18 protein-coding genes are annotated in these 19,202 nt (G+C 50.4%); 16 read left to right on the top strand and 2 right to left on the bottom strand.

What is annotated here, in order from left to right; all coding sequences use genetic code 11:
* Positions 1 to 45 precede the first annotated feature (45 nt).
* The 5 genes from IPM50_03080 to IPM50_03060 all read left to right on the top strand — a co-directional run bounded on the left by IPM50_03080 (position 46) and on the right by IPM50_03060 (position 6,805).
* Complete coding sequence (locus tag IPM50_03080) at positions 46 to 387, top strand: hypothetical protein (protein ID QQS33583.1); 342 nt, start codon at positions 46 to 48, stop codon at positions 385 to 387.
* Between the two features lie 11 nt (positions 388 to 398).
* The gene (locus IPM50_03075) at positions 399 to 734 is read left to right on the top strand and encodes a hypothetical protein (protein QQS33582.1); all 336 of its coding nucleotides are present in this window, start codon (positions 399 to 401) and stop codon (positions 732 to 734) included.
* A gap of 98 nt (positions 735 to 832) precedes the next feature.
* Complete coding sequence (locus tag IPM50_03070; protein ID QQS33581.1) at positions 833 to 3,598, top strand: hypothetical protein; 2,766 nt, start codon at positions 833 to 835, stop codon at positions 3,596 to 3,598.
* Complete coding sequence (locus tag IPM50_03065; protein ID QQS33580.1) at positions 3,595 to 4,527, top strand: hypothetical protein; 933 nt, start codon at positions 3,595 to 3,597, stop codon at positions 4,525 to 4,527. The genes IPM50_03070 and IPM50_03065 overlap by 4 nt, the downstream gene beginning before the upstream one ends.
* A gap of 43 nt (positions 4,528 to 4,570) precedes the next feature.
* The gene (locus tag IPM50_03060) at positions 4,571 to 6,805 is read left to right on the top strand and encodes a hypothetical protein (protein QQS33579.1); all 2,235 of its coding nucleotides are present in this window, start codon (positions 4,571 to 4,573) and stop codon (positions 6,803 to 6,805) included.
* 50 nt (positions 6,806 to 6,855) lie between these two features.
* On the opposite strand, the gene IPM50_03055 is transcribed toward IPM50_03060, so the two are convergent.
* A complete protein-coding gene (locus IPM50_03055) occupies positions 6,856 to 7,062 on the bottom strand; it encodes a hypothetical protein (protein ID QQS33578.1) in 207 nt (68 codons plus the stop codon).
* Positions 7,059 to 7,265, bottom strand: coding sequence for a hypothetical protein (locus IPM50_03050; protein ID QQS33577.1), 207 nt, complete (start codon positions 7,263 to 7,265; stop codon positions 7,059 to 7,061). Before IPM50_03050 ends, IPM50_03055 begins: the two co-directional genes overlap by 4 nt.
* Positions 7,266 to 7,793: 528 nt before the next feature.
* Between IPM50_03050 and IPM50_03045 the strand changes: the two genes are divergently transcribed.
* The 11 genes from IPM50_03045 to IPM50_02995 all read left to right on the top strand — a co-directional run bounded on the left by IPM50_03045 (position 7,794) and on the right by IPM50_02995 (position 19,195).
* Positions 7,794 to 8,807, top strand: a complete 1,014-nt coding sequence (locus IPM50_03045; protein QQS33576.1) for a hypothetical protein — start codon at positions 7,794 to 7,796, stop codon at positions 8,805 to 8,807.
* A 26-nt stretch (positions 8,808 to 8,833) separates the two neighbouring features.
* Positions 8,834 to 9,805, top strand: coding sequence for a hypothetical protein (locus tag IPM50_03040; protein ID QQS33575.1), 972 nt, complete (start codon positions 8,834 to 8,836; stop codon positions 9,803 to 9,805).
* Between the two features lie 15 nt (positions 9,806 to 9,820).
* The gene (locus tag IPM50_03035; protein ID QQS33574.1) at positions 9,821 to 13,180 is read left to right on the top strand and encodes a strawberry notch family protein; all 3,360 of its coding nucleotides are present in this window, start codon (positions 9,821 to 9,823) and stop codon (positions 13,178 to 13,180) included.
* 223 nt (positions 13,181 to 13,403) lie between these two features.
* Positions 13,404 to 14,402 carry a sigma 54-interacting transcriptional regulator gene (locus tag IPM50_03030; GenBank protein ID QQS33573.1) on the top strand — a complete coding sequence of 333 codons (999 nt, stop codon included), beginning with the start codon at positions 13,404 to 13,406 and terminating at the stop codon, positions 14,400 to 14,402.
* A gap of 119 nt (positions 14,403 to 14,521) precedes the next feature.
* Positions 14,522 to 15,649 carry a hypothetical protein gene (locus tag IPM50_03025; GenBank protein QQS33572.1) on the top strand — a complete coding sequence of 376 codons (1,128 nt, stop codon included), beginning with the start codon at positions 14,522 to 14,524 and terminating at the stop codon, positions 15,647 to 15,649.
* A gap of 6 nt (positions 15,650 to 15,655) precedes the next feature.
* A complete protein-coding gene (locus IPM50_03020; GenBank protein ID QQS33571.1) occupies positions 15,656 to 15,961 on the top strand; it encodes a hypothetical protein in 306 nt (101 codons plus the stop codon).
* Positions 15,951 to 16,196 (top strand): hypothetical protein, encoded by a 246-nt coding sequence (locus tag IPM50_03015; GenBank protein ID QQS33570.1) that lies wholly within the window; start codon positions 15,951 to 15,953, stop codon positions 16,194 to 16,196. The genes IPM50_03020 and IPM50_03015 overlap by 11 nt, the downstream gene beginning before the upstream one ends.
* Positions 16,197 to 16,210: 14 nt before the next feature.
* Positions 16,211 to 17,032: a hypothetical protein gene (locus tag IPM50_03010; protein QQS33569.1), complete on the top strand. Its 822-nt coding sequence runs from the start codon at positions 16,211 to 16,213 to the stop codon at positions 17,030 to 17,032.
* A gap of 3 nt (positions 17,033 to 17,035) precedes the next feature.
* The gene (locus IPM50_03005) at positions 17,036 to 17,719 is read left to right on the top strand and encodes a hypothetical protein (GenBank protein ID QQS33568.1); all 684 of its coding nucleotides are present in this window, start codon (positions 17,036 to 17,038) and stop codon (positions 17,717 to 17,719) included.
* Positions 17,720 to 17,726: 7 nt separating this feature from the next.
* Positions 17,727 to 18,371, top strand: a complete 645-nt coding sequence (locus IPM50_03000) for a Mov34/MPN/PAD-1 family protein (protein ID QQS33567.1) — start codon at positions 17,727 to 17,729, stop codon at positions 18,369 to 18,371.
* Positions 18,371 to 19,195 carry a ThiF family adenylyltransferase gene (locus IPM50_02995; GenBank protein QQS33566.1) on the top strand — a complete coding sequence of 275 codons (825 nt, stop codon included), beginning with the start codon at positions 18,371 to 18,373 and terminating at the stop codon, positions 19,193 to 19,195. The genes IPM50_03000 and IPM50_02995 overlap by 1 nt, the downstream gene beginning before the upstream one ends.
* The last annotated feature ends 7 nt before the right edge of the window (positions 19,196 to 19,202 follow it).

The raw sequence follows: 19,202 nt of genomic DNA, 5'->3' as shown, positions 1-19,202 counted from the left end.
CTTTTTCCGGGTTCGTCAACGAAAACTTACAAAGCGAGGACGACTATGAAAAAACTACTGACATGTGTCAAAAGCCATGTACCTGCACTGGCGCCGCTCGGATTAATGTTGCTTTTCACGCAAATGACTTCTGCACAAGGCCCGATCTTCACCGGAGATGCAAGTAACCTCTCCAACATCATTCGTGAAGCCCTTAAGCTCATGGCGATCATTCTGTTTTGTCTTGGAGCGGTCGGCGTGGCTTGGTCGATCTATAACAAGATGACCGGAAAGGAATGGGGCAACCAAGCGTTCGGTTCGCTCCTGTCGTTTGCGTTCGGAACGATAGTCGCGGTGTTCTGGCAGCTTGCACAGGGACGTGCGGTTGGAGTTGATACGAACTTCTAGGAGGAAGCCACATGAGAAAACGTGCAACACGACCTAATGTTTTCCGTGGCCTGAAGCGGTTCGGGGTCTACTCTACCGACTGGAAGTTTATCCTGATCCCCACTGCGATCGCCTACATCGTTCCTTTTGTTTTCGGGCTTTGGGTGGGCTACGTTCCGCTGGGATTCCCCATGGGACTGCTAGTTTTTCTGATTCTTTTGGGAATCTTTAACTATCTTCGTTTGAGTAAGCCTTCCTACTGGCTTTCTCAAAAGTTTGACGCCGAGATAGACCGATGGACTGAGTATCGACCGCCGCTCCGAGGCGAACTCGAACCGACAAGTTGGAAGACATCGAACAGGAAATAAGCATGGACACAGCAAACCTAACATTCGCGCAAATCGCAATCTCTCTTTTCGGAGGACTTCTTTCCGTCGGTCTTGGATTGGTAGCCGGATTTCGTTTCATGCCGGCAGTGAGATCGCTATCGAGCCGTACTCCATTGGACCGCGGGTCTCGAACTCAACTCATCGAGAATGCAGAAGCAGGTCGGATATTACCGACCGAGATCGCGGGCCTAGATGGGAACACTATCCGTTACCGAGACGGCAGCTATGGGAAGGCCTATATTTTCGAACCGTCGAACAGTCTTTACATCGATGGTTACGTGACTGAACAACGGATCGACGAGCTGAAAACGATACTGAAATTCGAGAAGCCGAAGAACACTATCATTCAGTTTCGGTTCCTAAACTCGCTCGACACAGGTGAGGTGCTTAGGTCACATCTCTCATCCAGAGACACCGCATCATCCGATCCGGTCGCCGGTGTCCTTCAGGCCACCAATCTTGCGCTCCAAGAGGAAGCGATCAGATCCGGCGAAGTTATGCGACAAACGGCAACAGTCTGGATACGAGTTCCGGTACGTGATGCAGGGGAAAAGGGAATAATGTCTTTGCTTTTGCCTTCTATCTCAAAAGACATAGGGGATCACGGGTTTACACGACTATTCCGCTTTCCCCTCAGAAGGATAAGAAATCGCGAAAGTGAATTGATGGTGCAGAGAGAGGTGCAAAGTGAAGCCGCCTGCAAACTAAAAGCTTCACGAGTATTTCAATCATTCGAAGCCAATTTTCCTCGCAGCTTGCACCTTCGGGAGATGAACCGAACAGAGATATTTGAATCACTCTTTATCAGTCATCGCCGGGAGCACGGTCCTTTCCCTGATCTGACAAGCTCAGATTGCGTCGATCTGCGGCGCTATCTTTGCAGTACAGAAATTGAGACAAAACGCGAGCAGTACATCCGTCACAATGGTACGCCTGCAAGTTTAGTCAGTCTCAAAACTCTCCCAAATGGCTTTGTGACCGCAGATATCATGCGCTATCTAACTGCTACGAGAGCTCTAGGATTTCCGCACGAGATCGTCGTTGATTTGATGACAACTGAAAAACAGGCTGCAAAAAAAGACCTGCAGAAGCGAATCGATCGTATCGACGGCAGCCGCAACACCTGGCTTGGGTTCCGGAATCTCAAAAAGGACGCGGTTGTTATCAAGTCAGACCTTGAGGGCCTGCTCGAACAGGTCGAAGGGGACAATGAAGAGATCTGCGATCTCAGATTAAACGTCATTGTCTTTGCGGGCCGTTCAAAAGGGCTTAAGGAAACGCGTCGCCAGCTTGAAATTCTTGACGACCGATGTGATGCGGTAGTCTCAGCGATCCGCAAGAAGATCGGGGCGGACGCAATTAGAGAAGACGCAGTGCGGCAACGCGCGATCTATCCGCGAATGCTTGCCGGCGAACTTTCCTGGAGGCCAACAGGTCAGGAACTTACGGAAACGGCCGACTCGGTAATCTCATTTGTCCCGACCGAAACTAGCTGGCGCGGCAGCCGAAGGCCGCATAGCGTCTTTACAACCCCGAATGGCCAGATGTTTGGTCTTGATCTCTACGATCGGGCACTGATCAAATCTCCAACGGTCATCGTCACCGCAGCGTCCGGTGAAGGCAAATCATTTCTTGCGGCTATGCTGATCACGGACATCCGGGCACACCGCGGGAACGTAAAGGTCCGCGTGATGGACTACAGGCATTCGTTCAAGCCTATCTGTAAACTTTTTGGCGGCCGTCACATCGAATTTAACGAAGCCGATCCCAAACCGATCAACATCTGGAACTATCCGGGAATCGAGGAAGGTAACCGTCCCACGAAGCGCCAGCTTTCAATGGTGTTGATGGACATTCTCATTCTAAGCAAAACAGCAAAGACAGACGCGATCACAAGTGCTATTGCCGCCACCGTTATCGATGAGGTCTACAAGATGGCGATCTCTCGCAATGGGGCCGGCAGACCGAAATTCCAACCAACGCTTGGACACTTTCTGGATGTTCTAAAGACCTATCACTGGGAGCCTGCGCAACAAGCACAAGCCAGCGAACTCTATTTGAAACTTAATGTTCACCGAAAGGATCCGTGGCTTAATTCGCCAACCCATCCTGACTACGACGTTCCGTCTTTGTTCGACGTATTTGAGCTCTCAGGTATCAGCGGCCTTGACGAAAAGATCCGTGAAAGCGTCGGCTTTCGGATCAGCGCCCAGATAATGCAGGAGATAGGCGAAGAAGACGAGCGGAAGCAAAAGACCCCGATCCTATTCCTTTGCGACGAAATGCGCGAGATCAACAAACACTTTCCGGCGATACAGGAACTCATTGCCGAGGCAACTGTGACAGGACGCAAGGAAGGATTAGTAACGGTGCTCTTCTCCCAGGCCTACGAGCATTTTACCGGAACTGCGGAGCGTCCGAATGAGATCGGAATAGATCTTGTGAAGAACTCCGGCGTAAAGATGATCGGCAAACAGATCGGAGGTTTTGACCGACTGGCGTCGGATTGCGAGCTTGCCCCTGAGACAGTTGCCGCGATTCGTGCGATCAGAAATCAATACGGGCGATTTACACAATGGGTTTTTGTCATCGGCAGCGGAGCGGACAAGATCGTCCAGATGGCCGAGATCCGTCTTTCGCCGGCGATGCTTTGGGCTAACACCAACGACACGAACGAAGCGAATGCGCGAAGACTTGTCGAGAATATTCGGCCCGACCTGCCACCTGAGATCGTCGTGTCCTGGCTGGCCTCAAAGTACCCGAGCGGATTGACCGCAGTCGGACTCACGGAAATATCTTCTTTTGACCTGAATGAATTGAACGGTTTGGAGGTATCAGCATGATCGGAAGTAACGGAATAGTAAGACATCTCGTTTTCGGGGCAGTTCTTTCGTCGATCTTTATTGGTTTCGACGTTCGCCCGGCCCGGGCACAGTGGACGGTATTCGATCCGTCACAGTATATTCTCCAGGTTGAGAAGAGGGTCGAGGAGGCAGCACGGTGGGTGGAGACCATCAACCACTATATCGATACCTATGAACAAGCGGTCAAGCAGTACGAAAAGATGGTGGAAAGCGTAACTAATCTGAGAGGGATCCTCGGTAAGGTTGAAGAGCAAGTCATGCGGCACAAGCAGCTGATAACTACATATGCGACCATCGGCCGTCTGATACGGGGCACCTTTGAACTAAAGAAACGAATTGAGGCGACCATCACGAGCCAGATTCATTCTGTCGTCAATATCGCACGACGCCTTAAGAACGGCATCTTCGATATGGACGCAAACAAGCGAGACCTTGACGATTTCCTTCGGCATTCGATCGGTCGAAGCGCCGATGCCCACCTCAAGAATCTTGAACGCCTCGCAAAGCTCGATTCTGAACTCGAACGGATGCTCTTCGACCGTGAAAACATGCTTCTCGATCTAGCCAAGCTGTATGAAGAACGAGAGAAGATCGCAGATGAAACCCGCGCGATAGAAGCTAATCCGGCAGCCAATCGGGATGGTGTTCAATCTCTGATCGATCAGATGCTCGCGATCAATCTGCGTATTTCAACAGTCGAAGGACAACTGCGCGAGCTTGAAGCGAAGATCCAGGCAAAATTTATTGCCTACGGCCTCAAGATCGAGCAGATGACAGAATTCGGAAAAGAGATTCGACGAAGCACTGAGATGATGACCGGGATCACCCGAGCCTCGGACGAGTTTCTTCGCGAACTCGAACGCTATGAAGTATGGAATGACGACGTCTATGAAAGTCCCCTTCCATAACCGCCAAAACGATCGAATCTAAAGAAATAGAACAAACAAAGCCATGAGAAACGCGACTCCATTTCGCCACGCTTTAGCGACAGCTCTAATCGTTCTCGCCTACCTCGTCTCGCCATACCTCCTCGCCGATACAGCGGCCGGGCAAACCCGGCCGCGCCCTCCTCGCGTCGAGGGCCAGACTCCGGTAGGAACGATGAACGGACAGCCTGTGACGGCGAATGACCTAATAATGACGATCAACTCGGATTCTCCGTTTATGCCGCCGCTGGATGGGAGTCCGGCACCGGCACTTCGCGAATTCGAGAATAGATACCCCGCGAACCCGATTGCGACACCGTCTCCCGGCCCAGTTGTTCCGCCAAAACCGCCTGCACCCAGTTTTAGCGAACAGATCAAGAATCTCATGCGGACTGGACAGGAATGGCTATTTCAGTCCGTTCTCAATACGATCATAAAGCCGCTCATGCCGATCCTTATGTTTCTTGCGTGGATCATAGCGAGTTTTGTCTTGATCTTTGCTTTTATTCGCCGGTTCCATGACAACCGCGGCCTTGGACCCGAGCAACTCGTTGCCTGGGCGATCCGTTCGATCATTTTCATGGTGTTGATCGGAGCGAGCCCGTTCATCATTGATGGCCTTACGATAACGGGTAAGTTTTTCGCCCGTCCTATCCGGGCTTACAACCGTTCGCTAGTGACAGAATTCGACGACAAGATGAAAAAGTTTGTGAAAGCAAACTTTGCAGTCGAGGATCCTAATTCATTGCTCGCAGAGCGACTTCCGAACGGCGAGCCCGGACTTGTCGGCATCATTATGGATAAGGAATCGACGGTAAAGGACATTACCGGTGAACTTAATATCCTTGGCTGGAGTCTGCCCCGTATGTTCACATTTATGGTGATCGGACAGAACATCATCAAGTTCGGCGGACTCTTTCTTGCGATCGCGGGGCTATTTATCTTAATAGGACTGAAACTCGCCGCGCCCGTCCTCGCAGCTTTTGGTTTTGACGAGAAATTTGCCGCCCAGATGTTCTATCCATTCTGTTGGGGCGTAGCTACTTTTGCGCTTGCATTTCCGATAGTAAAGGAAGTGACCCTATATGTTTGCTATGGCCTCGGCGTTCTTGCGCTTTCTATCTACAACGGGGAGAGTACATTTTCTCTTGATCCAGTAACCGCGAAGATCATAACCAACGGTGCCTATGATCCAGCTTCAAGTGCTCTGATCGTCACTGCGTTGTTCTTCGTTTCCAGCCTCTGTTTCATTCTCGTTCCGTGGCTCAGTTACAGAGTTCTGCGAGGTCAGGTCTATGAGAGTGTCTCTCAGATCTCGATGGGCTGGATGCTTTCGAGTATCGGAACGGCGCTTGAGACATACGGATTAGTTGCGGGAGCCGCCATCAATCGACAAGCCGAAAACACCCAAATTCAGGGCATCTACAATGCCGAGCAGACGGCCGCAAGAAAATCCCTAGAGGCCGCAAACCAATCAACGGACGCCCGATTGGTGTCATCCGTTGCCGGAGTCGAAGGCGGCCTTACCACCAGTTTGGGACAAATCCGGGCAAATCAGGTGACGCAGACATTGCTGGCCGAGGCGACCAAGAACTATGGCCTGAGCAGCAGTGCAGCGGCAACCAAGCGGGAGATCGCAGGAACGTTAGCGGAAGCTCAAGGAACTAAAGAAGCTCGAACCATCGACGGAATGAAGGAAGTAGAACTGCGTGGTCAGGGCAACCTTGAGCGATTTGGGATGAAGACCTACGAATTCACCCCCGGCGGCTCCTCGATCGCCGGAACTTCCGTTCCGATACGCACGGGTCAGGAACTTTTTGACTGGTCGAGAAATAAGCATCCTATTCAAGAAGTAAACAAGCAGATGGACTCAACGACCAGAAGTAACATCGCACTTCAAAACAACAACACCGGCATCGTCGGAGACACGAAGGTAGAGGCGAGCAATGTCTATCAGGGTGAAATCAATCAGGCGCTCGAAACGCAGGCGTTGCAAAGCAAGCAGGCTTTCAATACGGGAAGTTCGATCGCCTCTTCAAGCACCAGACAAGGTGCCGGAATCCAGCTTTCCGGCATTCGACGTTCGGCCGACATGGAGAAAGTATCAAATCAACTCAACTTTGAAGGCCGAACTGAAGCCGCATTGATAAATCAAACAGCGGCGACGGAGGCTGCCCGGCTAAGGATGGTTTCAACAGTTGTGACCGGCTTTTTCCGCGATATGGACAGGCGGCTGGAAGAGATGAAGCCAAAATACTAGCGGAAAAGGTTATAACTTACATAAATGTAGTAAGATGATCGTTCGGCCAGTTACTCTTCGCCCGAAGATGTGCTGTCCGAAAGAGGGCTGCGGTGTGGGAGACGCAGCCCTCGCTTGTAGATCGCGCCTGTTCCCGCTCGATAGCCCTGGCGGATGCCCTCGTATAAAGCCGTTTCCAAATTCTGAAACGGCACACCGATCTCAACATTCAGGTTTATGAGCCTTTGCCGCACTGAAGTTTGCGCTTTGGTGGTCATGGCACGATGACCTCTAAATGTTTGGCCAGTACCGATTCAAGCTCAAGTTCTCTTGCTGCTTTTACAAGCTTTGCTTCCGTGGTCTTTCTTGTTGCAAGAGCTTCTCTGGCGGCTTTAATGGCCGTTCGTTCTCCTATTTTCGTGATAAATTTTAGAGCCTCCAGCACCGCCCGTTCGACTGTGACGATTCGATAGCCCTTCATCTAATTCCCGCAGCCTTGCCCTGAGCGAGCGTGAAGACTCCAAGTTTTTTAATATGTGGCTGCTGTCGCTTATCCATCACTATTAGTGATGCGGTGTAAAGTGACATTTGTCAATGACAAATGTCGCGATACACCAGAACAGCGTGGTGAGTCTACGTTGAAGTCAATTGAGATGATGTAGCCTTATTCTTGTAGGAAAAAAACAGTACTTTTTCCTACGGGAGTGTTGGTGGGAATATGGGCAAAACAGTTTATCAGCAAAGAGTTGCGAGGGTTTACGGCCACTGTAAGGGTTGGGCCTTTTCCCCAATAGATTTCCTGCACTTAGGCCTCCGCAAAGCAGTAGATGTTACCTTAATCTGCCTAACTAACGCAGCTACGAAATAACAAAGAAGCGGTAGGAAACGCTGGAAAGTTATGATGACTGGATACCAGCGAGTCTCGAGAAGATCTCCGTGCCGAATTTGCGGAAAACCGGACTGGTGCAGCACGACTAAAGATCACAACATCGCGTTCTGTGCTCGTTCCGTGACAAACGCCGACAGACTTAGCAGCAAAGGTTGGGGAATTTTTTATCACGATTTTCGGAGCCCATCAAGAATCCGTCATGCTCTGCCACAAAAACATCTGTCTCGCTCGAAACCACCTTGTGTAGCCTCCCTCGAAGTCAGGAATAAGATCTATCAGAGCCTAATTAAGCTTTCGCCCTTACCTGAGAACGGCAATGGAATCCTCGGCAACGAATGGTTAACGATTCAAGGTCATGGCGTCGAAAGCTTCGGAATATTGCCAAAATTAGTTGTCGACAGGCACGCTTTAGCTCTATCGCTTATCAAGTTACTCGTAAGAGAGACAAGAGCTATTCCAACCTTCAAAGGTGTACCAGGATTCTGGCAGGGATCGAATGGAATCCTGCGACTTGGTAGTGATTTCGACTATGATGATGACCTTCTTTTGATTCCGTTCTTAGATTCGAACGGTTTGATTCAGGCCTGCCAGATCAAAGCTATCGGAAAGACTAAGAATACGCCCGGAAAGTATAAATGGCTGTCGTCGATCGGAAAGCGTGAAGGATGTAGTTCTGGAACGCCGCTTCATTACGAAGGCTCCGTGGGTTTTACAGGAAATACGACTAGGACGGTGCTTGTTACCGAAGGTGTCTTCAAAGCTGTGGCGGCCCAGCACTTCTTGCGGGATCGATATGTCGTCGCCAATGGCGGAGTCGCAACGTCGCATCAGGAAATTGTTAAAGTCGCGCGGCGAAGGATTCTGGAAATCGCATTCGACGCAGATTGCTTCACAAATCCACATGTAGCGAGAGCAATGGCATCATTACTCACTCTGCGAATTCGGGAACAGCAGTTCTTGTCCTGCGACGCACCCATAAAAATTCTCGCATGGGATAGACATTTCAAAGGAATTGACGATGCTCTGATCGCGGGAGCCTCTCTTAAATATCTGCAAGTTTCCGAATGGCTTGGATTGCTAACTCCTGAATGTTTCGAAGAGGCTAGCCATCAATTCGTTGGAATCTCGCCATAAGAAATTAGCGGCTGACAGTTTGCGTCATGTGCGAGCCAACCGTTTCCTATACCTCATTCCGAGATCTAATCGAACAAGTCGCAGGCATAATTGATGGCGATCGAAAGATCTCCAACAAAGAACTTATTGAGATCTGCAAGGAAAGTGGTGTCTTTGATTTCAACGTCGATGCTCATATCTATCACGAGATAGCTGAAACTGCGTTGAACCTACTTATTCTGAAAAAGTACGGGCCCGATCTGCTCGCATCAACGGATCCAATCGAAGCAGTCTCTGCTGTCGTAAGACCTTTACAAAAACGACTTCCAACGCAGACGTGGAGAAGTGAAACTCAGATCACCTATCAACAGTTCTCGACGCCGGCAACGATTGCGTATCTAGCCGCCTATCTTTTGAACATTAAGCAGGGCGAGACAGGGCTCGAACCTTCCTGTGGTACGGGTTGTCTTGCGGTATGGGCGTCTGCTTCTGGAGCCAAACTGATAGCTAATGAGATCGACCCTAGGAGGAGAGGCTCCGCTTTGGCGTTGGGGTTCCAGCCATATTGTTTCGATGCAGAGTTCATCGACGATCGTCTGCCTGAGGATCTACTTCCCGACATCGTTCTCGCCAATCCGCCATTTTCTTCGACTGGCGGCCGCGTGAAAAATAACAGTCGGGACTTCGGCTTTCGTCATATCGAATCGGCATTACGAAGGCTAAAGAAAGGCGGGCGATTCGCGGTGATCCTTGGTGAGAGCGGTTCTCCGAAATCCCACAGTGGAAATCGGTTCTGGGAATATCTTTCCCCTGAAATACAGGTAAAAGCCTCCATCGAACTGCCCGGGCGGGAGTTCTACGGCAACGGCACGAGCGTCAAGACAACGCTCATTCTCGGGACAAAGTCGCTCATGATCGATTCACCTTCGATGTCCGACCTTGAAGCGGTTCCGCATATTGCTGCTCGGTCGGTCGAGGATGCCTTTGAACAATCCATTTCGTTAGATCTCCGTTTTTGATCAATAGAAAAAGCAATGTATTCCATTCAAGAACGAAGTTCGGAAGGGCTTCCTGCGACTGTACTAATTCCGAGTAATGGGACGGGAACAGTAGAACAAACCCAAGATGATCTCGAAATTCAAGTTTACTCGCCGCGATTTATTACCGGTGGTTCGCCACATCCGGGAGTGATCGTCGAACCACCCGGTCTTGCCAACGTCGAACCACCGCCGATCCGGTACCGGCCACGCTTGCCGAGATGTCTATCTGAAACGGGAAAGCTATCGGCCATGCAGGTGGAGCGAATAGTCTACGCTGGACAGGCGCACGAGCAGACGCTGGCGGACGGATCGCGAGCGGGCATCAGCATCGGAGACGGAACCGGAACGGGTAAGACTGCGACATTAGCTGGAATAGTTCTCGATAACTGGTTTCAGGGAAGACGGCGGGCTGTTTGGTTTTCTGTAAAGGCGGATCTTATCGAAGCAGTTTCCGATGAATTCAAACGACTTGGCCTGACGCCACCGATCAGGCTAATCAATGACTTTACAGCCGATCAGGAGATAGACATTCATGAAGGAATAGTTTTCTGCACGTATCGATCGCTAATAGCCAGATCGAAAAAGGGCAATAAACGGCTCGATCAAATTACACGATGGCTTGGACCCACCGGAGTCGTGATCTTCGATGAAGGGCACAAGGCTAAGTACGCTTTTGCCGACGACCGCGGCAAATCGACACAGACCGGAGCAGCCGTACTTGAGATCCAGAATCCTGAGAAGTTCCCGGATGTGAGAGTTGTCTATTCCTCTGCAACCTCGGCGGGTGAGGTTAGACATCTCGCTTACATGTCGCGGCTTGGTTTATGGGGCGAGGGGACTAACTTTCCGCTAGGGTTTGAACAGTTCGCCGAAGAAATCGAGTCTGGCGGTGTCGGGGCGCTGGAAATGGTATGCCGCGACCTTAAGGCGATGGGACGATACCTATGCGGCAACCTAAGTATGGGAACCGATCCCGAGTCGGGCCTGTCGGTCGAATTTCGTGAGGTCATTCATAAACTCACTCCCGCTCAGCGAATGATGTACGACAATATGGCCCAAGGCTGGCAGGAAGTTTTTCGCAATATTCATCGAGCCCTTGATCTAACCAACTCCGGCAAGGCGACCCGAAGCAGTGCTCTAAATCAATTCTGGGCTGAGCATCAACGCTGCTTTCGCAATCTGATCACGGCATTTAAGGTGCCGACTCTTATCCGAGAGATCGAAGGTGCTCTCGGCAGAAAAGAGTCCATTGTGGTGTCGATAACGGGCACGGGTGAGAGCCAGACCAAGAAGCAGATAGAGCGGGCGGCGGATCAGGAAGAGGCTATCGATAGCCTCGATTTTAGTCCAAGAGAAACTCTTACACGACTCGTCGCAAATTGTTTCCCGACCGCGTGCTTCCAGGAAAGAACCAATCCATATAGCGGAACTATAGAATACATCCCTCTCGTTGACGCAAACGGCGAGCAGGTTGAGAGTCGTGCAGCTTTGCAACTAAGAGCCGAGCTATTGGATAAGCTTTCAATTCTGGAAGTTCCTGAGCATCCGCTTGATCAACTCGTGAATTACTTCGGGGTAGAGAATATTGCAGAGATGACCGGTCGGAAGAAACGCTTGATCCGAACAGCGAATGGCACATTGGAGTATCGGCCGCGACAACTCGCTGGTGTCCCTTCAAAGCTTATCAACCTGCATGAAAAGAATGCTTTTCAGAATGGTGACAAACGGATCGCGGTCATGTCCGAAGTGGCATCGACAGGGGACAGCCTTCATGCAGGCAAGTCCGTTGGGAATCAGCAGAGACGTCTCCATATCGCTGCGGAGCTAAAATGGTCCGCCGATAAACAGATCCAGGATTTCGGGCGTACTCATCGCACAGGACAGGTCGCACCGCCAGTCTACCTGCTCGTCTTCACGGAACTCGGCGGTGAGAAAAGATTCTCCTCAACTATCGCCCGAAGGCTTGGTAATATGGGAGCCCTTACAAAGGGCGACCGCCGTGCCGAAAAGGCCGGTAATCTTGATAAATATAACCTTGAATCGAGAGAAGGGCGTTCGGCGTTAAGTGTTGTACTCACTGGCATCATGAAAGGCCGGGAGATCGAGGGGCTCGATGATCCGAAACAGGCGCTGAGGGATATGGGGCTTGTTAAAACGGTCGATGGTGACGAGCAGATCCCCGACAGCGAGAAGACCAATATCCCTCGATTCCTAAACAGGCTGCTTTCGCTTGAGGTGGACCGGCAGAATGCTCTCTTCGACTATTTCTATTCAACATTCCTCGAAACAATCGAATATCTAAAACAGAAAGGAAAGCTCGATGATGGGATGGAAGACCTGAAAGCGATGTCAGTCGTCATCTCGGGATCGCCCCAGGTTCTTAATTCAGATCCCCTGACCGGAGCAAAGACGGTTTATTACAAATTGGAACTTAAAGTCGCAACGACGCCGGCCAGATATCTGGACATGGCGGCCAGCGAGATACATCAGTTCTATCAGGACCGGCGAGACGGATCGTTCATAGCGGTGAGAAAAACATTGTCCCATACCGATCCAGAAACAGGGGAGCGGTATCAGATGTTCTCGATAACAAAGCCTTTCGGCCGCAATGTAGCCTATCTTCGCGAGAACGAGTTGAATCAACGGTATCGCATAGTCCCGAAGACCAGAGCGGAAGACTGGTGGATCGAGGAAGAGAACAAGATACCTGAATTTGAGAACAGGACCGTACACATCCTTAGCGGTGCATTGCTTCCTATATGGAAATATCTGAAAACGCTTAGTCACGACGCGTTGAATATAGTTCGGACCACAACAGATGGTGGTACGCGACTGGTCGGAGTAAAAATCTCCGAAGAATGGCTTAGAGATATTCGGCAGCACTTTGGCCTCCGTTCGAGTATTCCAACGACCGCGAACGAGGTGTTGCGTGTTGTCGATTTCGAGAAGAACAGCGTCGATCTGATTGGCGATATCACGGTGCGTTCCGCAAGGTTCCAGGGACAACTTCTTACAGAGATTTGTCCTTCGACCTTTGAACAGATTCGCGAATTGCGGGGAATGGGCCTTGTCAATATTGTTCAGCACGGAAAGCAGAGATTTTTCTTGCCGGAGGAGTTGCCGTGGCTCGCTCTCGAAAGGGTCTTGCTTCTTTATCCGCCCGAATCGACAAGCATATCGTTTCTTCCGGAATTACAGGCCGCAACCGAGAAACTCACAAAACAGGAACCTGTAATCCTACCAGAATGGCTTATCGAACCAGCTCTCGAATCCGTGACCAGTCTCGGCGGCTCCGCGAAAGTGTTTGTAGATCAGAACGGCATTCCGCTAATAAACGAAACATTCGCGATGTAAAAAAAAATCAGAAAAAAAAGGTATATAAAAGGTAACCACCGCGTTTATCGCGGGTTTTTAGTTATGCAGGCTTAACTATCGAAAGGGTGAATCGGGTTTTTCTCGCAGGGAAAGACCGGATTTGTAGCCGAAACAGCTCTGCAAGCCGAAAGTTGTTCGTGGGAGAAGTTACCTTATGGCCGATAATTATGTTGATGACTGTGCTTTCAAGGGAAGGTCAATCTTGGATGAAAAAATCGTCCTATTCGCCAGAGTTCCGCATTACGTCCTCATTACGGGGGAGAGAGGCACTGGAAAGACAACCATTGCCCACCAAATGCACGATCTTAGTCCCAGGTCGAAACGAGATTTTGTAAGCGTCAACTGCGCCAGTTTTACGTCTGAACTTTTGGAGTCAGAGCTTTTTGGATACGAGCGAGGTGCATTCACCGGTGCAATCGCTGCGAAAGCGGGTTTGTTCGAAGCCGCACAAGGCGGAACACTCTTCCTCGACGAGATCGGAGAACTCTCGCTTGGACTTCAGGCGAAGTTTCTGAAAGCGGTCGAAGAAAGACGCATTCGTCGGGTTGGCGGAACGATGGAACGCGAAATTGATGTGCGGGTTGTTGCTGCGACTTCAAGAGATCTCCGATCAATGGTCAAGAACGGGACATTTAGGGCCGATCTCTTCGACCGTCTGAATATTCTTCAGCTTGAAACCTTGCCGCTTCGTTATCAAAAGGAAAGAATTGTTGAGACATTCCTCGACCAGTTAGAGACCGATAGAGGCACAATAGGGCTGGAGGAGCCTCTACAAATCGAAAAAGAAGTTCTTGTAGCGATCCAGGAACTCGAATGGAAGGGGAACTACAGAGAGATTAGAAATTTCGCAACCCGCCTTGCAGTCGAAACCATTGACGAACCGGCGATCACTCTTCAGGTCGTCAACAGTATGCTAAGTGGAGAGACCAGATTCCGCTCCGAACTAGAAACAGCTGACGAAAAGGAAAACAACTACCTGACCGTCACACTCGACCCGGCGACAGACGATCTTGATAGCGTGTACATCAAGGCCGCCGCAATGTTTGTCGAACACGCCCTAAAACGCTCAAACGGAAATCTGCGCCGGGCCGCGCGTTCGATCAACACCACTCATTCAACTATCTCCCGCATTCTGAAAAAGAATCAGGAACGGTTTGTGACGTCGTCAAACGCATCCGGCTCACTTGCGGCTGCGGCGTAAAACGAAACGAAGGTTAATTGGGCAGAAGGGTTTGCGAGGTTTCGCGAACCTTTCTCTTTTCGTTTGACGATGGTTGGGGAACAAAAAAGAGCGGTAGATAGGACTGTGGAGATAGAGATATGGAAATTCTGAATGGCGGTTCGTTCATTACTCTTGATAATCGCGAGAAAATCGACCAACTGATCTTTACTGCCCAAACACTCGCGTCTGAAGTACATCAGAACGCGGGATTTCAAGGCAGCGGGCAGACGAATCAGCAGATCGGATTGGAGCTCTGGAAAGGTGCTGAGTACATGACTCGGTCGCATGAAGAATTAACAATTCGGAACATTTTCCTGAGCAAGTTTCTCGAAAGGCTCCGAGATATCGAACGCGAAACCATTCCGAGGACATCCGCTCCAATTCAGCAAGCGACTCCGCGTACAATTGAAAACACGGTCGCAAACGTAGCATCAATGTCTGCTGAACTGAACACCGATGTGAAGACTGAATTCGCCGAGTCAAACGACGAGTTTCTCGGTATCGTCCATCCTGAAGAATCAGGCTCTGATCGACCATCCTATGCAAACGAATGCAAGCCGGAATGCGAGGAAGAGATCATTTCGATATTGAGACCTTCGGAACCATTTGGAATCGCAGAGCCAACGGGTGACCAAAGTGCAGAACAGAATTCCATTCCGCGTTCGGACGCGGGTATCACCACCGGGGAAGCGCAAGAGCACGATTCGATTCTATCGGCTACTGGTGTCGAGGCAGTCATTGAAACTGCTCCGTTGATGAACTCAACCGATGAAGCCGTCCCAGACGACATAATCGGTACTGAACAGTTCGTAAGGTCGGTCGTTTTGTCTGAAAAGGAACCCTATAACTTTGACGCCTGCACCGTAACGGCCGTGATCCAACTGCTGCCCGAATCAAATGGTTCGAGAGACTGCATTGTCAGTGTGCGTTCACATGAGTTTGCTCCGCAGATCACATTCATGAACAGGTGTAATGAAAGTGGTGAGTTCAATCTGTCTGATCCGATATCGACGGCTCTCGAACAGTACAGAAACTCACTTCCTCTAATGGCGGCCGAGAAGATGAAGAAGGCGCAGGCGGCAACCAAAAAGCGAAGTCCCAACGCTGCTGCGAAAAATCCAAATAATACTTCCGAGCAAGCGGTCACGAGTTCCGATACAACTTCAACTTCAAGTGCGATCCCGCAGGAACCAGCGAAGGACCAGCAGTCACTTTTCGCCTCATAGAAAATTATGGAAAACGAAACTAATACGCCTCCGGATGAAAGTACGCCGGAAACCGCGAACGGCGCCGAAACGGAATCATCGGAAAGCACGGATGCGCCAACTCCGGTGACCGATCCGAAGGCGACGATAAAGATCGAGGGTCAGACCTTCGAACTGGATTCATCTCTCGCACAGGAAGATAAGACACTTAAGGTTGTGCTTCAGCCGCATTTCGCTTCGATCGAGAACGCGAACATCACGCGTGAGGTTAAGGACGGCAAGCTCAGTGTCACCATCGTCAAACGAGCGCAGCATAAAGGCTATGCTTCTTGATGAAGCGCCCCTCGAATTATTGCGGGCTGAGAACGAGCAGATCAATCCGGCGATCATTCTTGCCGAACGCTTAATGCAGCGAGAGGCTACTGAACTTTTGAGCGTCGAGGAAGTAAGCGAGGCCGAGAACATCCTGACCATCGGCACTCAGGAGATCGAAACAATCGAATCCCATCGAAAGGGGTTTCAGAAGAGCCCGGCATCAGCGATCGACTATGTTCCGATTGGATTCTGAGGTATGGAGGCTCCATGACCGGACTAGGATTGGCGACGGCCGAGAACGGAAAGGTAATTTTTGGCTTTGACGAACGATTGGTCGGTTCGCTCGAATATCTTCGATTTAAAGCAAAGAGCCACAACGCCATATTTGCATGCGAAACCGTATCCAGAGTCGTATCGGAACAGCACAAATTCCGGCTTTATATCGAGATGTTTCCGAAGGAGTGGGAACAATCCACAAGGAGCCTGTATAGAGCAGGTCATTTTAAGGCGTACAGCGAACGTACGAACGAGTTCTTTCAGCTTATAAATGACAAGCGCTTTCCACTGCTCGAATACTGGCATGACGATCCTGAGTCAGAACTAGAACGATTTGCCATACCGCCGCTGAACTTCGACCTTTGCTGTGAAGAAGTTGACTTCGCACACTTGCGGGACAGTTATCTCGCGGGCCTGATGTTCTATTTCAATGAAGATGATGAGATCTGGAATTACTTTTCTGAAGAGTACGGAGTTGATAAAGAGTCACTGCCTCCGATCAAGACGGCACATGCAAATATCTGGAAGGAAACGCGCGGGGCAAAAGCAAAACCTTTCAGCGATCTGATCCGCCTGGTCGATCACTCCACCGGTAATCCCTGGCTAGACGTTACGAACTGCCAATATCCGGAGTTCTTTGAATGGGACAGAGAAACGGTTGACTGGTTGACCGAGGCGTATCAGGCCGCAAGCCTGTACTTCAAAAATCTCGAACAGTTGGATAAAAGGATCGAAGAAGATGCTCAGAGGTTCTTTAGTGAGCTTATTTCATTCTGGAATACTGGGAAGGTCGGGTCGGAGAGGCAAAGGTAAGCGATGAATAACAACATGCAAATGCCTGCCGATGCATCCGCCGCACTGTATTTCCTGCCCGGTCAATATCTCTTTGCCGATCTTAAAGAATCATCTGTGTCTTTGAAGGCTCTTTCGAGTGACCAAGTGGCTAGAGCGTTTCGAAAGGTTCATACAGATACGGGATGGCTTGGTAAACGGGTTCTGCGTTACCGCGAGGCTCCCGAAGGCAACGCGATCCTCTCGTACGAGCCCGCCGCAATACGAAAGATAATCGTTGTCTTTCATGAAAAGGGACTTGTTGAACTCTCAGTTCCTTTGCCCCCTCTCATCCTTCTCGGTAGAGGACGGGAATATTATCTCTGGGCCGCGCCATCATCTCATATATCGGCTAACACCGGCCTTGCTGTCGCCCCGCTGCCAAATATTAGTTCAGGCAAGATCTGCTTCGGGAAGAATGAAGTTCCTGAGACCCATCCTTCTACACTCAGCGAAGTTTGGAAACTAATTTTCGACACGCCGTTCAATGCGGACCACGCCAGCGAGCGATGCCTCTCCGAACCACACGATGTACGCGAACTTCTTTGGAAACTGGCGGCTGACAAAGGGAAGAAGTTTCCGAAGTCTGAACTGCTCTTATCAAGTACCACGATCGACGACGCATGGGAAACGATCGTTGAACAGCGAAGGTACGACTTGCGGTTCTGAATGAAGTATGGACAGACGAAACGAGTTTATCGGCCATCGGATCGCAAAAGAACGATTCGAGCCGGTAGAAGCAATTCTTTACGAGTATCTTCTTGCCGGCAACGGCGTGCTTCTAAGATCTCAGCGTGAGGAATTTACGGTTTCAGTTCCTCTGTTTTTCAGAGAGATAAAGGGCCTTCCAACCGGATTTCTAGGTATTAGATGGCATAAGCCGAAGGTGCCAAGTCGGGTATGGGACGAAATTTGCAAACACGCCCGGATCTCCAACTCGAAGGAGAATTTTAGAGAAGAACTTTATCTTGTCTACTGGGATAGCGAGCGATACGCGTGGCAGTGGAGTACGTCGAGCAGGGACAGGACATATGCCTCGACCATCGCCGATGATAGACGGCCCGAATACTCCGAGGCCTGCATCGAGATTCATACGCACCCAGATGGGGCATACCAGTTCAGTACTGCAGATGACCGCGACGAATCGGGAAAGTTCCGCGTCTTCGGGCTCATTGCAGACGTCCACGATAAACCAAAGATCAGATTCCGCTGCGGGATCTATGATCATCTTGTTCCTATTCCCTTTTCCTGGGTCGGACAATTGCCGTGTGGCGTTGTCGATCTGAATGAAGTCGAAGCTTTGCTTCAGATGATGTTGTGATGGATATCGATCTTAGGTTCTCGAACGCTACAGTTGTAATGCCGGTCGAATACAACACCCTTCGGTTCGTCGTTGTCGGTGCCGGTGGAACAGGTTCTTTCGTCGTTCCTGCTCTAGCCCGATTGATCTTCGAACTAAAGGAGCAGCAGAACAAATCCGCTGAAATGCTGATCGTTGACCCGGACGTTGTAGAGAACGGAAATATTCCGCGCAGCAATTTCTGCTTCGCTGAAGTTGGGCGGTACAAGGCACAGACATTAGCGGAACGAGTTTCTATGGCTTGGGGAATAGAAACAAGCTTTTCCTGTGAGAAGTTTGATCCCGACAAACATCTTAAAAGCTCGAATAGCGACTACCGGAATCTGACGATCATCGTCGGTTGCGTCGATAATTACCTTGCTCGACGAGAGATGCATCGAGCACTTGATGAGTTTCGAAGTTACGGTGATGCTTCGCGAGCCTGGTGGATAGACGGCGGAAACGGGAAGACATCCGGCCAAGTGTTACTCGGTTCCACGACCAAACGGTTAAAGCCAGAGCAGTACTTCACGGGAACTAGTATCTGCCGGGCACTCCCGGCACCGTCGCTTCAGCACCCCGATCTTCTTGAACCAGAAAGAATTGAAACCAAGCGTGATTTGTCGTGTCCCGAACGCGTTCGCCTTGGTGAACAAAGCCTGAACGTGAATCAGCGAGTGGCGGTTGAGATGGTCGAAACACTTTCAGCCATGCTTCTCACCAGGGATCTCCGACGGTCTGCGGTCTACTTTGAACTTGAGAGCGGTACGAGCCGCGCCGTTTACTGCACTCCGGAGCAAATTTAACTGTCGG

Source organism: Acidobacteriota bacterium (assembly GCA_016700075.1).
In the GTDB taxonomy this organism is placed as follows: domain Bacteria; phylum Acidobacteriota; class Blastocatellia; order Pyrinomonadales; family Pyrinomonadaceae; genus OLB17.
The sequence above is the reverse complement of the archived record's forward strand: the minus strand, read 5'-3'. Positions and strand labels throughout refer to the sequence as shown.

Coding starts and splice junctions, on each gene's coding strand:
- IPM50_03080 (QQS33583.1), top strand. CDS start 46: ATGAAAAAACTACTGACATGTGTCAAAAGCCATGTACCTGCACTGGCG.
- IPM50_03075 (QQS33582.1), top strand. CDS start 399: ATGAGAAAACGTGCAACACGACCTAATGTTTTCCGTGGCCTGAAGCGG.
- IPM50_03070 (QQS33581.1), top strand. CDS start 833: ATGCCGGCAGTGAGATCGCTATCGAGCCGTACTCCATTGGACCGCGGG.
- IPM50_03065 (QQS33580.1), top strand. CDS start 3,595: ATGATCGGAAGTAACGGAATAGTAAGACATCTCGTTTTCGGGGCAGTT.
- IPM50_03060 (QQS33579.1), top strand. CDS start 4,571: ATGAGAAACGCGACTCCATTTCGCCACGCTTTAGCGACAGCTCTAATC.
- IPM50_03055 (QQS33578.1), bottom strand. CDS start 7,062: ATGACCACCAAAGCGCAAACTTCAGTGCGGCAAAGGCTCATAAACCTG.
- IPM50_03050 (QQS33577.1), bottom strand. CDS start 7,265: ATGAAGGGCTATCGAATCGTCACAGTCGAACGGGCGGTGCTGGAGGCT.
- IPM50_03040 (QQS33575.1), top strand. CDS start 8,834: ATGTGCGAGCCAACCGTTTCCTATACCTCATTCCGAGATCTAATCGAA.
- IPM50_03035 (QQS33574.1), top strand. CDS start 9,821: ATGTATTCCATTCAAGAACGAAGTTCGGAAGGGCTTCCTGCGACTGTA.
- IPM50_03025 (QQS33572.1), top strand. CDS start 14,522: ATGGAAATTCTGAATGGCGGTTCGTTCATTACTCTTGATAATCGCGAG.
- IPM50_03020 (QQS33571.1), top strand. CDS start 15,656: ATGGAAAACGAAACTAATACGCCTCCGGATGAAAGTACGCCGGAAACC.
- IPM50_03015 (QQS33570.1), top strand. CDS start 15,951: ATGCTTCTTGATGAAGCGCCCCTCGAATTATTGCGGGCTGAGAACGAG.
- IPM50_03010 (QQS33569.1), top strand. CDS start 16,211: ATGACCGGACTAGGATTGGCGACGGCCGAGAACGGAAAGGTAATTTTT.
- IPM50_03005 (QQS33568.1), top strand. CDS start 17,036: ATGAATAACAACATGCAAATGCCTGCCGATGCATCCGCCGCACTGTAT.
- IPM50_03000 (QQS33567.1), top strand. CDS start 17,727: ATGGACAGACGAAACGAGTTTATCGGCCATCGGATCGCAAAAGAACGA.
- IPM50_02995 (QQS33566.1), top strand. CDS start 18,371: ATGGATATCGATCTTAGGTTCTCGAACGCTACAGTTGTAATGCCGGTC.